This is a genomic window from Sediminibacterium goheungense (genome assembly GCF_004361915.1).
Taxonomy (GTDB): Bacteria; Bacteroidota; Bacteroidia; order Chitinophagales; family Chitinophagaceae; genus Sediminibacterium; species Sediminibacterium goheungense.
Genome location: NZ_SNWP01000010.1, coordinates 895,053 through 909,175, shown reverse-complemented (window position 1 = coordinate 909,175; position 14,123 = coordinate 895,053). Strand labels below are relative to the sequence as shown.

The following is a 14,123-nucleotide window of genomic DNA, read 5'->3' as shown; positions in this document are numbered from 1 at the left end:
TTATGTCTAAAATATGTCATTCACCATTGACCATTGATCATTACCCACTATCTGACTTCCTGCATTTCTACCAGTTTCTTATAAATACCCCCTTTCATGAGTAATTCATCATGTGTGCCTCTTTCGGCAATCTCTCCTTTCTGTAGCACAATGATTTCATCTGCATTGCGGATGGTGGAAAGGCGATGGGCAATTACAATCGATGTTCTTTGCTGCATCATATTATTGATAGCATCCTGAACAAGTCGTTCACTTTCTGTATCGAGAGAAGAAGTGGCTTCATCCAGAATGAGAATGGGTGGATTCTTAAGAACAGCACGGGCAATGGTTACACGCTGGCGTTCACCTCCACTAAGTTTTGTTCCACGATCACCAATATTGCTATCAAAGCCTTCTTCCTTCTGCTGAATAAATGAATAGGCATTCGCCACTTTAGCCGCCTGTTCAATTTGAGAGGGGTCTACGTGATCAATACCTAAAGCGATATTATTCGCAATACTGTCATTGAAAAGAATAGGCTCCTGTGTAACAATACCCATCTGGCTTCTTACAGAATGCAGGGAATATTCTTTAATGTTCACACCATCTATCAGTAACTCGCCCTCACTCACATCATGAAAACGGGGAATCAGATCAGCAAGGGTACTTTTACCTGCGCCGGATGAGCCAACGAGTGCAATGGTTTTTCCTTTCTCAATTTTGAGATTAATATTTTTCAGAATGGTTACATCTTCATAAGAGAAGGAAACATTTTTAAATTCTATGGACTGCTCAAAATGTTGCAGCGTTTTTGCATTAGGCTGGTCTGTAACCGTTACCGGTGCTTTTAATACTTCTTCGATACGCTGAATAGCAGCACTACCTCTTTGTGCACTGTAAAAGGAGCCAGACAATGATTTTGCCGGGTTAATGATCTGGGTGAAAAAAACGATATAAGTAATAAAACTTTCAGCTCCCAAACCCATGCTTCCATCCAGTACCAGTTTGCCGCCAAACCACAGTATGCATGACAATACCAATACGCCCATAAATTCAGACATGGGAGAGGCAAGATCTTTCCTGAAATTCATTTTGTTGCGGATCTGGTTCAGCGTATTGTTATTATCGATAAACTTGCTTTGCAGAATTTTCTCGGCATTAAATGCTTTAATCACACGAAGTCCACCAAGTGTTTCATCGAGAATCGACATCAGGGTACCCAATCTTTCCTGTGAAGCAGTAGATTGCTTTTTTAAAGAGCGACTGAGCCGGCCTATAATAAAACCGGTTAGCGGAAGCAATACAAGCAAAAACAAAGAAAGTACAGGGCTGATTAATACCAGCATTATGAGTATAACAAGAATATTGAGAGGGTCCTTAATTAGTCCTTCCAGGGTACTCATCACACTCCATTCTACTTCATTGGCATCATTACTCATACGGCTGATAATATCTCCCTTGCGTTGCTCGGTAAAAAAGCCGATGGGCAATTCCAGGATTTTGCTGTATAAATCTGCACGCAGTTTTGTCATTACATAGTTGCGCATAGGCGCCAGTACGCGGAATGACAGATAAGTGAAGAGGTTTTTAAAGAAGATGGAAACGATAATGATCCCGCAAATGGTAGCCAGTGCATATACTTCACCATGTTTTATGATGAGTTGGCTGATGAAGTATTTGAAATAATTTAACAGACCATTGGCTGTGAGGCTAAAGGCAGGAGCCACATTTACCAGCCTTTCTTTGCTGAACAGTAATTGCAGGAAGGGGGCCAGCATAGCCAGTGATACAAGCGAGAAAAGAATGGAAAAAAGATTGAAAAACAGGTATAATACAATGTTTCGTTTCTGGTTCCGCAGGTAAAAGAGTATTCTTGAAAAACGCTTCATAATCAGGATAAAATCGGTAAAACACAGCAAAGTAAGTAATTTTACCGCCAATCAAAGCTTTCAACATGGAAGAAGGAAAACGTCAGCGACAAGTGGCAGGTGCCATACAGGAAGAAATGAATGATATTTTCAGGAGACTCAACCTGGCTATGATAGATGGTGGCATGGTATCCATTTCATCGGTTAAGGTAACGCCCGATCTGTTGGAGGCACGTATTTACCTGAGTATTTTTCAGGTGAAAGACCAGAAAGCCGTCATGAAAACCATCGAAGGCCGCGCCTGGGAAATCAAAAAAGAACTGGCCGATAAAATGAAACACCAGCTCCGCCGCATACCCGTACTCCATTTCTACCTCGACGATACACTGGATTATGTGTTTAAAATGGAGGAGATTTTTAAGAAGATTAATGAGGAGAAGAAAAATAACGGAGAAGGCGAATAGTTATGGGTGAGTAGTCAGTAGTGAGTAGTGAGTGAAAGGCAACAATCACATCTACTCACTGCTTACTATTCACTACTCACTACTCACTACTCACAAACCCCATCACCTTGAACTTTCTATTCGCCTGGCGCTATTTCCGGTCTAAGAAATCTACCAATGCGATTAATATCATTGCGTGGATCAGCGTTACGGCTATTACGGTGGGTTGTGCCGCACTCATCATCATTCTCAGTGTATTCAATGGGTTTGAAGAACTGGTAAAGGGATTGTACACAGATTTCTATACCGATATCAGAATTGCTCCCGCCAAAGGAAAAGTGCTGAAACTGGATGCCGTTCAGCTGCAAAAAATAAGATCTGTAAACGGCATATCTGTGGTGAGCCTGGTAGCCGAAGAGAAAGCACTGCTGGTAAATGGCCCCTATCAAACCATTGTATTGGTAAAGGGCGTAGATGAGCAATATACCGCCACCAATAAAATAAGTGAACACATCAAGCGTGGAAAATTTTTATTGGGTGACGCAGAAACACCGCAAATTGTTTTAGGCTATGGAATTGAAAATGCGATAGGCGCTGATGTAGAGCATTCTCTTTACCCACTCACCCTGTACACTCCTAATCGAAAAGCAAAGTTTAATTCACTGGATGGATTGAGCGTAAATAATATTACCGCATCCGGCACTTTTCAGGTGCAACAGGAATTTGATAATAAATATGCTTTTACCAATCTGGCATTTTTTCGCTATATGCTGAATATGGAAGCAGATGAATACAGTGCAGTAGAAATAAAAGTAAAACAGGATGAGAATCGGGTAAAAGAAGCCCTGCAGCAGCTACTCGGTAACAACTATCTCGTACAAACACGGTATGAACAAAATAAAAGTTTGTATGCAGTTATGAAAATGGAAAAATGGATCATCTATGCCATTCTTTCACTAATACTGGTAGTAGCTGCATTTAATATGATTGGGGCGCTTACGATGCTGGTACTGGAAAAACAAAAAGATATTGCCGTACTACAGGCCATGGGTGCTTCAAAGAAAAGAATCCAATCTATTTTTCTTTCTGAAGGGTTATTGCTGGCAGGTGTAGGAGCTGTACTCGGAATGATACTCGCAACCATTTTCTGCTGGATACAGATCAGGTTCGAACCCATTAAACTGGCAGGCGATACTTTTATCGTAAAAGCCTATCCCGTAAAACTGATGCCCGCAGATTATTTACTGGTATTGGCCACTGTAACAGCCATTGGCTTTATTGCGGCCTGGATTCCTTCGAGGAAAGCGAGTAAGCAGGAGTTGGCATTGAAGTAAATTCAAAAGTTAAAAGTCAAAAGTCAAAAAAGAGAGCCGCTTAGCAATACTAAGCGGCTCTCTTTTTAAACGATATTTTTGAATTTTTACTTTTGATTTTTGACTTCTCTTAGTAGTCTCCCAATGTCTCAGGCAACTGTGCCAGTGCTTTGGCCAGTTGTTCATCGCTGGGTGCAATACCATGCCATTCATGGCTGCCTTCCATAAAGTCAACACCCTTACCCATGGCTGTTTTCATCATGATACAGATGGGTTTGCCTTGGCCTGTCATAGATTTGGCTTTATCGAGTACCGCTACCACATCATCCATATCATTACCATTCATATCCAGTACGGTCCAGTTAAAGGCCCTGAATTTATCATGCAGGCTATCAAGGGCCAGTACCTTAGCGGTTGGTCCGTCGATTTGCTGGCCATTCCAGTCGATGGTAGCAATCAGGTTGTCTACTTTATTGTGTGCAGCAAACATCACTGCTTCCCAGATTTGTCCTTCCTGTAATTCACCATCACCATGTAAAGAGAAGACAAGATGAGGGTCATTATTGAATTTTTTTGTGAGGGCAGCACCAATGGCAACACTCATACCCTGCCCCAGTGAACCGCTGGCAATACGCACACCCGGTAAATGTTCGTGTGTGGTAGGGTGGCCCTGTAAACGGGTATTCAGTTTACGGAAGCTGGCCAGTTCTTTGGTATCGAAATAACCGGAACGAGACAGTACCGAATAATAAACAGGAGAGATATGTCCGTTCGACAGAAAAAACAGGTCTTCACCAACACCATCCATTTTAAACTGACGGTCATGTTTCATGGTATGGAAAAACAGGGCGGTTAAAAAATCGGTACAGCCCAGAGAACCTCCCGGGTGACCGCTCTGAACGCCATGAACCATTCTAACGATGTCGCGCCTGATCTGAGAGGCCGCTGATTGGAGTTCCTGAATGCTTGCCATATTACGGTTTTTAAAGTGCTGCGAAGATAAAGGTGAATGGTCAATGGTCAATGGTGAATAGTAAAAATGTTCATCATTGACCACTCGCCATTCACCATTCACTATATCCGCCCAATTCATTAATTTTGCCCACTTAAAATTGTAATATGTCAGAAGAGCTGGATTTAATACTCGCCGATACGGAAGATACAATGGGCAAAGCCATTAACCACCTGGAAACAGAGCTTACCAAAATCCGGGCCGGTAAAGCCAATCCTACTATGCTGGATGGCATTGCAGTAGATTATTATGGCTCACCCACACCTATTAATCAGGTAGCGAATATCAGTGTACTCGATGTGCGTACAATCAGTATTCAGCCATGGGAAAAAAATATGCTGGCAGCCATTGAAAGAGCGATTATGGCAGCCAATATCGGTATTACCCCACAGAACGATGGTGTTCAGTTGCGTTTGTTTTTACCACCACTGACAGAAGAGAGAAGAAGGGAGTTGGTAAAAAAAGCAGCGGGAGAGGGCGAGCATTCCAAAGTAGCCATCCGTAATATTCGTCGCGATGCCATTGAGCAGGTGAAAAAATTACAAAAAGACGGCCTGAGTGAAGATGCTGCCAAAGACGCAGAAAAAACCATTCAGGATGTAACTGATAAATTCATTTCACTCGTAGATAAACACCTTGCAGCAAAAGAAAAAGAAATGATGGCGGTCTAGATGGATGATGGCGGATGTCTGATTTGACATCGGGTTATTCATTTTTGATCGTTGCTGGTAAAAAAAGTTGCGGAGAAATCTGCAACTTTTTTTACCAGCATATTCAAAATCCGACATCCGCGATCCTACATCAGAAATCATTTCCTATTCACCAGATACACCCCACACAATATCACTCCTAAACATCCCATCTGGAGCGCTGTTATTTTTTCTCCGTCGAGCAGGCCCCAGAAAACAGCTACAAAGGGAATGCCATAGGTAACCATAGAAGCAAATAAAGTACCAGCTCTTTTCACCAGCATATAAAAAATAATAGAAGCAAAAGCGGTACCCATTACACCCAGTATAAAAGAAGCACCTGTGGCTTTTACAACAGATGAGTCGGTTAATTCGAGTTGCTGGTACCCGGTGATATAGAGTATGATGCTGGAAGGGATAATGAGAAATACAAAAGCCAGTGACGCTATATTGAGTGAGCCTACATCTTTCATATATCTTCCCACCATGTTTACATTGATGCCATAGCATAGAGTAGCCAGTAATACAAGACCGGCATAAGAGAAATTATTAAAACTTACTTCTTTGCCGGAGAGCATCAGCAGACATAAACCGATAAAACCAATAATAACACCCCATATTTTAGTGCTGTTGGCTTTTAACTGAAAAAAAGAAATACCTACCAGAATGGTAAAAAGAGGGGTAAGTGCATTGAGAATGCCAGCAAGCGAACTGTCGATTTCCGTTTCAGCAATGCAAAACAGATAGGCCGGAAAAAAATTACCCAGTAAACCCGAAAGCATAACCAGTAACCATTTGTTCTGTGGTACCTGCTTCAGCGCCTTGAGTGCAAAGGGCGTTAGTACAAGTCCGGCACTTAAAATGCGGATAGAAGCCACCTGATAAGGGGTAAGTATATGCATACCCTCTTTCATCAGAATAAAAGAGCTGCCCCAGATGATGGATAAAAGAATAAAAATGCCCCAGTTGATGAGTTTGTCTCGCAAGGTTTCGTTTTTGTAAAGGTGGGGGTTTTGGATTGATTTATAAGCTGATCACTTTCAAGTTTCATTACTTTAATCTGGGAATCTGTGGCGAATAGAACTAATTTTAAATACCAAACAGAATTTTTATGATTCAACTTAATAAAATCAGTACTCGTGCACCCAAAAACCTGAACAAGGAAAAGATAAAGGCAAAAACCGCCAAACTGGTTGCCGAACTCGATGAATTGCAGAATCTTTTATTTGCAGAAAGCAAGCATTCTGTACTAATTGTAATTCAGGGAATGGATGCAAGCGGGAAAGATGGAGCCGTAAGAAATGTGTTTGGTAATATGAACCCACAAGGTGTAACAGTGACCTCTTTCAAAGCACCCACAGCACTGGAGTTGTCGCACGATTTTCTATGGCGCATTCATCAGCATGCCCCGGCCAAAGGCATGATACAAATCTTCAACCGCTCACATTATGAAGATATACTGGTAACACGTGTACACAAATGGTGTACCGATGCAGTGGCCAAAGAAAGAATGAGGGCCATCAACGATTTTGAATGGTTATTGACCCGGCATAATCATACCCATATACTCAAGTTCTACCTGCATATTTCACCCGAAGAACAAAAGCAAAGGCTGACAGAAAGAATACACGATCCGCAAAAACAATGGAAATACAATGAAAAAGATTTTGAAGAGGCCAAACTCTGGAAGGAATACATGAGAATGTATGAAGACTGTTTTAACCATTGTAATAAAATACCCTGGATCATTACCCCGGCAGACCAAAACTGGTACAAAGAATACATCATGGCCGAAGCTTTACACAGCTTGCTGAAAAACCTGAAAATGCAATATCCGGGATTGAAGAAATAGCTGTTTTCTTTTTACCGACTAATTGATTATTTTCATAGTTCACCAAACTAATGCTAATATGGGAATGTTCAAAGAATTCAAAGAATTTGCCATGCGTGGCAACCTGGTTGATATAGCTGTTGCCTTTGTAATGGGCGCTTCTTTTGGAAAAATCGTTACCTCTTTTGTGGATGGCGTTGTAATGCCAGTGGTAGGCATGCTTACCGGCGGTGTAGATTTTAATGATAAGGTACTGGTACTCAAAGAAGCCGTGGCAGAGGTAAAAGATGCCAGCGGTGCAGTGGTAACCAAGGCGGCAGCCGAAGTTTCGATTAAATATGGCACTTTTCTTACCAATGTGCTTGACTTTCTGATTGTAGCATTTGTGGTATTTCTGGTTATTAAGGCCATTAATAAGATGAAGGGCCCGGCTGAGCCATCGGCCCCCGCCGGACCATCGGAAAGTGAGAAATTACTGGCAGAAATCAGGGATTCGTTGAAGAAAGTGTAGTTTATGGCTGATGGCAAAATAGCTCATAGCATATAGCATTTCTTCGAGCTATAGGCTATAAACCATATGCCATTAGCAAAGTGGATAAATATTAGCCCCTTCGGATACAAATAAGCTCCGAAGGGGTTTTCTTTGCAGCTAAAGCATGAACCCGTGAATACAGCCAGTTACCAGATTAAATTAGATCAGTTTGAAGGTCCGTTCGACCTGCTTTTGTTTTTCATTGAGCGGGATGAACTGGATATCTATAATATTCCCATCACCAAAATTATTCAGGACTTTCTTGATTTTATTCATCAGGGAGAGAAATTGAATATTGAACTCAGCAGTGAGTTCATCCTCTTTGTATCTACCCTCATGCGTATTAAGGCAAGATTATTGTTGCCACGTAAAGAAATAGATGCACAGGGTAATGAGATTGATCCCCGCCAGGAACTGATCGATAAAATACTTGAGTACAAACGCTTCAAAGAAGCTGCTGTTCAGATGGCCGAAATGGAAGCCATGCGTATGCTCATGGTAAAACGTGGTAACCTGCAGAAAGAACTGGCCGAAATTGGGGAAGATGCTTCTGAAGGTACCGAGATACAAAACATCACGATGTTCAAGCTGATGAAAGCTTTTGAAAAAGTGATGCAGCGTGTACACGACCGCCAGAACAAACCCGTACATACCGTAGTTCGTTACAACTACACCATGGAAGGCAGCCGTGATTATATGCTCGACTTTGTGGCAAAAGAAAAAACGGTGGCTTTTGAAAAAGTATTTGAAGTATGTCAGGATCGTATTCATGCCATCTTCCTTTTTCTCTCCATTCTGGAACTTACCCAGCAGAAATTCATGAAGCTGATGGTAGCAGAAGGTAAGAATAACTTTATTGTGGAGTGGAACGATAAGCGTGAAGAAGAACTGAAAGAAGAAGGATTGACCGACGAAGACTTCACCAATACTTTTACCGACGATCCAGTACCCACAGAAGAATAGGCTTCTTACTCCTGTCTATAAAACTGCTGAGTGTTTTCAGAAAAGAGGGCGATACCGTGGTACAACCCTGACTATTACAGATCTGGTCAGGATAAATTTCTGTTTCAGGAATGCAGGTATGAGAATGAATCACCAATGCCCGTTTCAATGCATGGTTGTTACTGCTGTCTAGCCCATGCAACCGATACGATTTTCCAAAAATACCCTTATAGCTTGCGCCTACCCTGTACCGACCCGCAGAACTACATTGCGAACCTGGTTGGTTGGAATAGCGAACGGTTGATAAATAACGCTCCCCGCAATCGCCATGTGTAACCAATCCCGATTGCAGTATGCTGTCTTTTTGAATATCATAAACAAAAAATCTTTTTTTGCCATTGTGTATGCTCAGGTCCAATAAAAAGCAAACCTGGGTACTCATGCTTTGCCTCTTGGTAAATAGCTCAATCTGTTCTTGTAAAGAACCAAATAATGACTGAGCAGATCCGATAAACTGTGGTAACAGAAAGAGTATGGATAACCAATATCTCATAAAGTTATTTTTATATAAGATAAAATTCTTTGTATTTTCCATACGTACATCAGGATGATCAAATATGAAAACGAATTTCTTCTTCAGTCTCGAAATGGAAATCTTTTCCCTGCTGAGTTTCTCCTTTTTTATCATCACAAATCCCAAACTGGCAGGCCCATTAGGGTTATTTGTACTCATAACGATTTTTCAAACCGTAAGTTTTATTGGTACTAGTTTTATGATTGCGGTTTTTTCTTTTTTGCTCTCTCTTTTTATAAAAAATATAAAAGTGAAAGCTTGTTTGCGGCTGGGTTATTGTACGGCTGCCATTGCCTGTATAGGTTCTATTGTTCTTTTTAGCTTTAGTATGTTTAGTGATATTCTTTCTTTATTGTCTCTACTTGTTTTTCTGGGTTTAATGGTTCCGGTATGTATAAAATGGTTTACAATTTTGTTGCGGAATACGAAAACGACTCGAAAAACATAGTGGAAAAAACTGTGTCTTTTCACAGTTGCGGGTGATGTTTAGAAAAAGTATCTTTATACATTAACCTTTGTGGTTAATTTCTGCTAAACATCTTTCAGTAGATTATATGGAACATCCCCAAACAAACAAAAGTTGGTCATTGCTTAGAAGTAGATTGATTATAGTTGGGTTTCTGTTATTTACGATGATCAGGAGTTGGATCAGTAGCCAAATTACAGATCGAAAAGATAAAAATCTGTTCAATCTTGTAGCAATAACAGTGATGTTTTCTTTTATGTTCGTCATCGTTCACTACCAGACAAGTAAAGGAGACAATCTGAAATACAGACCCTTTGTATATGTTGGTATTTTAATTTACCTGACTTTCCTTATTTACTTTTTTTACCTGCACTTTACTATGCCTGTATAAAAAAATCTGTGCATCTGTGGTAAAAAATTAAGCCACAGATACACAGATTAGAAGAGGAAAATTATCCTAACAGTACAGTCGTACTTACCGTTTCTTTCATGAGAGAACGTACAGCATCTGCAATACCCTGTGCATCATAGTTACACTCTCTGTGTAATTCTTTCGGAGTACCATGTTCTACCAGTCTGTCTGGAATACCCAGAATGGTTACATCAGCTTTATAGCCATATTTATTCATGAACTCCAGTACTGCAGAACCGAAACCACCTACAATGGTGCCGTCTTCTACCGTAACAATTTTATGGTATTTGCCGAAAGCTTCATGGAGTAAATCTTCATCTATTGGCTTCACAAAACGAAGATCATAATGTGCTGGGTCAATACCTTCTGTTCTCAGTTCACGAATGGCAGTGGTTGCAAAATTACCCGGGTGCCCAAAACTCAGAATAGCAACATCTCTGCCATCTTTTATTTTTCTACCCTTGCCAATCTCTACTTCTTCAAATGCGGTTCTCCATTCGGGCATTACACCTTCGCCTCTTGGGTAACGTATCACAAACGGATAATTGGTTTTCTCCAGTTGTGCTGTGTACATGAGGTTACGTAGTTCCTGCTCATTCATCGGTGCACTCACAATGAGATTGGGAATACAACGGAAATAAGGAATATCATAGCAGCCATGGTGTGTGGGACCATCTTCGCCTACCAGTCCGGCCCTGTCTAAACAAAGTACCACCGGCAGTTTCTGAATGGCTACATCGTGCACTACCTGATCGTAGGCGCGCTGCATAAAGGAAGAATAAATATTACAGAACACCCGCATACCCTGTGTGGCCAAACCGGCACTCAGGGTAACTGCATGCTGTTCACAAATACCTACATCGAAGGCGCGATGCGGCATTTTTTCCATCATGAATTTTAAAGAAGAACCACTGGGCATGGCAGGTGTAACACCCATCACTTTATCATTCAGTTCTGCCAGCTCAATCATAGTATGACCAAATACATCCTGGTATTTAGGAGGCTGTGGAGCATCGATCTTCTTCTTATAAATTTCTCCGGTAACCTTATCAAAAAGTCCGGGTGCATGCCATTTGGTCTGATCCTTTTCAGCCAGTGCATAACCCTTTCCTTTGGTAGTAATAATATGGAGCAGTTTAGGGCCCGGTATTTCTCTCAGGTCCTTTAGTGTATCTACCAGTTTGGTGATATTATGTCCATCAATCGGTCCGAAGTAACGAATCTTCAGTGCTTCAAATAAGTTACTGCTTTTGCTCACCACCCCTTTTACACTGGCTTCGAGTTTGGACGCCAGGTCGCGGCTCAGGTTTTTACCTACGGGTAATTTGCCCAACAGGTTCCATACTTCATCTCTTACTTTATTATAGGTGGGGGAAGTACTGATATCAGTCAGGTATTCCTTGAGAGCACCCACATTGGGGTCAATGCTCATACAGTTGTCATTCAGGATGATCAACATATCGCTATCGGCCACCCCTGCATGGTTCATGGCCTCAAATGCCATACCTGCTGTCATGGAACCATCGCCTATAATGGCCACCGATTTACGGTCTTCACCCTTATATTTGGCTGCCATGGCCATGCCCAATGCCGCAGAAATGGAAGTGGAAGAGTGTCCCACACCAAAGGTATCAAACTCGCTTTCCGATCTTTTGGGGAAGCCGCTCAGACCTTTGTATTTTCGGTTGGTGACAAACTGGTCTCTTCTTCCGGTGAGTATTTTATGGCCATAAGCCTGGTGCCCTACATCCCATACTAATTGATCGTAAGGTGTATTATACACATAATGAAGGGCTACGCTCAATTCTACCACACCCAGACTGGCTGCAAAATGGCCTCCATGAACGCTTACCACATCAATAATAAATTGTCTCAATTCATCACAAACGGCATGTAATTGCTCTCTTGAGAGTTTTTTAAGGTCGTCGGGATGATTGATCTGGCCTAATAATTTGCCCGGTTTGATCTCCATGAAGGCTGGGTTTGAAATGTAAAAATACGTGTTTCGTGTTTAGCAATATCCAGTAATACTTTACAAAACAGTCCGCAAAACAGAAGGTTCGTCGGCGGGCAACATTAATTTGCACCAAACAAGGGCGGTTTTTGCCATTAATCAAAAAACGGGGCTTTCCGGGAAAGCTTTACCTCTATATTTGTTGATACATGAGGACGAGCAAATCTACATTATACTGGTGGTGTCAGTTTGGAGGGTGGTTGTTCTATGGTTTGACCATGGTCTTCTTTGCCTTTATTTTCAAGGACCGGCCCGGCGATATCAGCAAAATATTTTATTATAGATTGATTATCACAATCTTATTGGGCATGGTATTTACGCATCTCCTGCGTGAATTCGTGATCAATATGGAGCTTCGCCCACCTATCCAGATCAGCAAATGGTGGTTGCTTACAACCATTATTCTTACCATTATAGTCCTGTACAGCCTCTGTAACAGCGCGGTGGTGGAATGGCTGGGGTATTATGATAAGGCCAATAAGGCTTCTGTATCTAAACGTTTTCTTTCTAACCTGGTTTTTGATTCACCCCTCATTTTGGTTTGGGTGTCGATTTATTACATTTGGCACTATGTGGAACTGGGTACCAAGAGCGAAATCCAGAAAGTGAAACTGGAGAGCCTGGTAAAAGAACTGGAACTCAAAACCATCAAATCGCATATCAATCCGCATTTTATTTTTAATGCACTGAACAGTATCCGTGCGCTGGTAGATGAGAACCCGAACCGTGCCCGTACCGCTATTACCGAACTGAGTAATATACTCCGCAGCAGTATGCAGGCCGAAAAACTCGAAACCGTACCTTTTGAAAAGGAACTGAATATTGTAAAGGATTACCTGGCATTGGAGCATATTCGTTTCGAAGACAGGCTGAATGTGGCTTATGAAATTGATGAAGATACCCTTGACCAGCCTATACCGCCCATGATGTTGCAGACCCTGGTAGAAAATGCCATCAAACATGGTATCGGTAAGCAGAAAGATGGTGGTTTTATAAAAGTGATCTCAGACTACCGCGACGACCACCACGAACTTGTTATCCAGAATACCGGCAAGCTCGATCCTAATGCCGGTAATGACGGATTTGGCATTAATAGCACCCGAAACAGACTTAAACTATTATTCGGGGGAAAAGCTAACTTTGAAATCAGGGACCTTGGAAACAATATGGTGGAAGCCATTGTGAAAATGCCCGTTCAACACGTTTATTCATAATTCTATATAATTATCAGCACTATGGCTATCAAAGCAATCATTATTGATGATGAAAGACTTGCACGAAATGAATTAAAAAAGTTATTGCAGGATCATTCGGATATAGAAGTAATAGAGGAAGCAGCCAATGTGGATGACGGTATCGAAAAAATTGAAACCCTCAATCCCGATCTGATTTTCCTGGATATTCAAATGCCCGGAAAAACCGGATTCGATTTACTGGCTGAAGTAGAAAAAGCCCCCAAAGTAATTTTCACCACTGCATACGATGAATATGCCATCAAAGCATTTGAAGTAAATGCCCTGGATTATCTCCTGAAACCCATTGAACCCAAGCGTCTGGCTGATGCAATCCAGAAACTGCAGGCAGAAATGTTTAAAGAATCTGCCGGCCTGAATGGTATTAACAGAGGACCACTTACCGAACACGATCAGGTATTTGTAAAAGACGGCGAACGTTGCTGGTTTGTGAAACTCGGCGAAATCCGATTGTTTGAAAGTGTAGGTAACTATGCCAAAGTTTTCTTTGGTACCAATAAACCCCTGATCTTAAAATCACTGAATGCACTGGAAGAAAGACTGGACGACAGAATGTTTTTCCGTGCCAACCGTAAGCATATCATCAACCTCCGCTGGATCGAAAAAATTGAACCCTATTTTAACGGCGGTCTGCTGGTTGACCTGAAAGGAGGCGAAAAAATTGAAGTAAGCCGCAGACAGACCGTGAAGTTTAAAGAAATGATGAGCTTATAAAGTTAGTAGTGAGTAGTCAGTAGTGAGTGTTTTTTTTACTCACTACTCACTACTCACTGCTCATTCACCATAGACAATTTC

General features: G+C 41.5%; 14 protein-coding genes. 9 read left to right on the top strand and 5 right to left on the bottom strand.

Annotated elements, in window-relative coordinates; all coding sequences use genetic code 11:
- Positions 1 to 47 precede the first annotated feature (47 nt).
- Positions 48 to 1,868 (bottom strand): ABC transporter ATP-binding protein, encoded by a 1,821-nt coding sequence (locus BC659_RS03945; protein WP_133473370.1) that lies wholly within the window; start codon positions 1,866 to 1,868, stop codon positions 48 to 50.
- A gap of 65 nt (positions 1,869 to 1,933) precedes the next feature.
- Between BC659_RS03945 and rbfA the strand changes: the two genes are divergently transcribed.
- Both rbfA and BC659_RS03935 read left to right on the top strand, forming a co-directional pair.
- Positions 1,934 to 2,311, top strand: coding sequence for a 30S ribosome-binding factor RbfA (gene rbfA / locus BC659_RS03940; RefSeq protein WP_133473369.1), 378 nt, complete (start codon positions 1,934 to 1,936; stop codon positions 2,309 to 2,311).
- A gap of 107 nt (positions 2,312 to 2,418) precedes the next feature.
- Positions 2,419 to 3,624 (top strand): ABC transporter permease, encoded by a 1,206-nt coding sequence (locus tag BC659_RS03935; protein WP_133473368.1) that lies wholly within the window; start codon positions 2,419 to 2,421, stop codon positions 3,622 to 3,624.
- A gap of 109 nt (positions 3,625 to 3,733) precedes the next feature.
- Here the strand turns inward: BC659_RS03935 and BC659_RS03930 are convergent, their stop codons facing one another.
- Complete coding sequence (locus BC659_RS03930; RefSeq protein WP_133473367.1) at positions 3,734 to 4,576, bottom strand: transketolase; 843 nt, start codon at positions 4,574 to 4,576, stop codon at positions 3,734 to 3,736.
- A 146-nt stretch (positions 4,577 to 4,722) separates the two neighbouring features.
- On the opposite strand from BC659_RS03930, the gene frr reads away from it, so the two are divergent.
- On the top strand, positions 4,723 to 5,286 hold the full coding sequence (gene frr, locus BC659_RS03925) for a ribosome recycling factor (RefSeq protein WP_133473366.1): 564 nt from the start codon (positions 4,723 to 4,725) through the stop codon (positions 5,284 to 5,286).
- A gap of 137 nt (positions 5,287 to 5,423) precedes the next feature.
- Here frr and BC659_RS03920 read toward each other — a convergent pair whose 3' ends face one another.
- Entirely contained in the window at positions 5,424 to 6,290 is an 867-nt protein-coding gene (locus BC659_RS03920; RefSeq protein WP_133473365.1) for a DMT family transporter, read from the bottom strand.
- Between the two features lie 125 nt (positions 6,291 to 6,415).
- Here BC659_RS03920 and BC659_RS03915 point away from each other — a divergent pair, with 125 nt between their 5' ends.
- From BC659_RS03915 to BC659_RS03905, 3 genes are all read left to right on the top strand, one after another.
- Positions 6,416 to 7,156, top strand: coding sequence for a PPK2 family polyphosphate kinase (locus tag BC659_RS03915; protein WP_246027075.1), 741 nt, complete (start codon positions 6,416 to 6,418; stop codon positions 7,154 to 7,156).
- A gap of 58 nt (positions 7,157 to 7,214) precedes the next feature.
- Positions 7,215 to 7,646 (top strand): large-conductance mechanosensitive channel protein MscL, encoded by a 432-nt coding sequence (mscL, locus tag BC659_RS03910; protein ID WP_133473363.1) that lies wholly within the window; start codon positions 7,215 to 7,217, stop codon positions 7,644 to 7,646.
- Positions 7,647 to 7,799: 153 nt separating this feature from the next.
- Positions 7,800 to 8,630 (top strand): segregation and condensation protein A, encoded by an 831-nt coding sequence (locus BC659_RS03905; protein ID WP_133473362.1) that lies wholly within the window; start codon positions 7,800 to 7,802, stop codon positions 8,628 to 8,630.
- On the opposite strand, the gene BC659_RS03900 is transcribed toward BC659_RS03905, so the two are convergent.
- Entirely contained in the window at positions 8,599 to 9,162 is a 564-nt protein-coding gene (locus tag BC659_RS03900) for a murein L,D-transpeptidase catalytic domain-containing protein (RefSeq protein ID WP_162847344.1), read from the bottom strand. The genes BC659_RS03905 and BC659_RS03900 overlap by 32 nt on opposite strands.
- A 64-nt stretch (positions 9,163 to 9,226) precedes the next feature.
- Here BC659_RS03900 and BC659_RS16805 point away from each other — a divergent pair, with 64 nt between their 5' ends.
- A complete protein-coding gene (locus BC659_RS16805; protein ID WP_162847343.1) occupies positions 9,227 to 9,631 on the top strand; it encodes a hypothetical protein in 405 nt (134 codons plus the stop codon).
- Between the two features lie 470 nt (positions 9,632 to 10,101).
- On the opposite strand, the gene dxs is transcribed toward BC659_RS16805, so the two are convergent.
- Positions 10,102 to 12,033, bottom strand: a complete 1,932-nt coding sequence (gene dxs / locus BC659_RS03895) for a 1-deoxy-D-xylulose-5-phosphate synthase (protein WP_133473360.1) — start codon at positions 12,031 to 12,033, stop codon at positions 10,102 to 10,104.
- Between the two features lie 191 nt (positions 12,034 to 12,224).
- On the opposite strand from dxs, the gene BC659_RS03890 reads away from it, so the two are divergent.
- Both BC659_RS03890 and BC659_RS03885 read left to right on the top strand, forming a co-directional pair.
- Entirely contained in the window at positions 12,225 to 13,289 is a 1,065-nt protein-coding gene (locus tag BC659_RS03890) for a sensor histidine kinase (protein WP_133473359.1), read from the top strand.
- A gap of 21 nt (positions 13,290 to 13,310) precedes the next feature.
- Positions 13,311 to 14,042: a LytR/AlgR family response regulator transcription factor gene (locus tag BC659_RS03885; RefSeq protein ID WP_133473358.1), complete on the top strand. Its 732-nt coding sequence runs from the start codon at positions 13,311 to 13,313 to the stop codon at positions 14,040 to 14,042.
- Positions 14,043 to 14,123 lie beyond the last annotated feature (81 nt).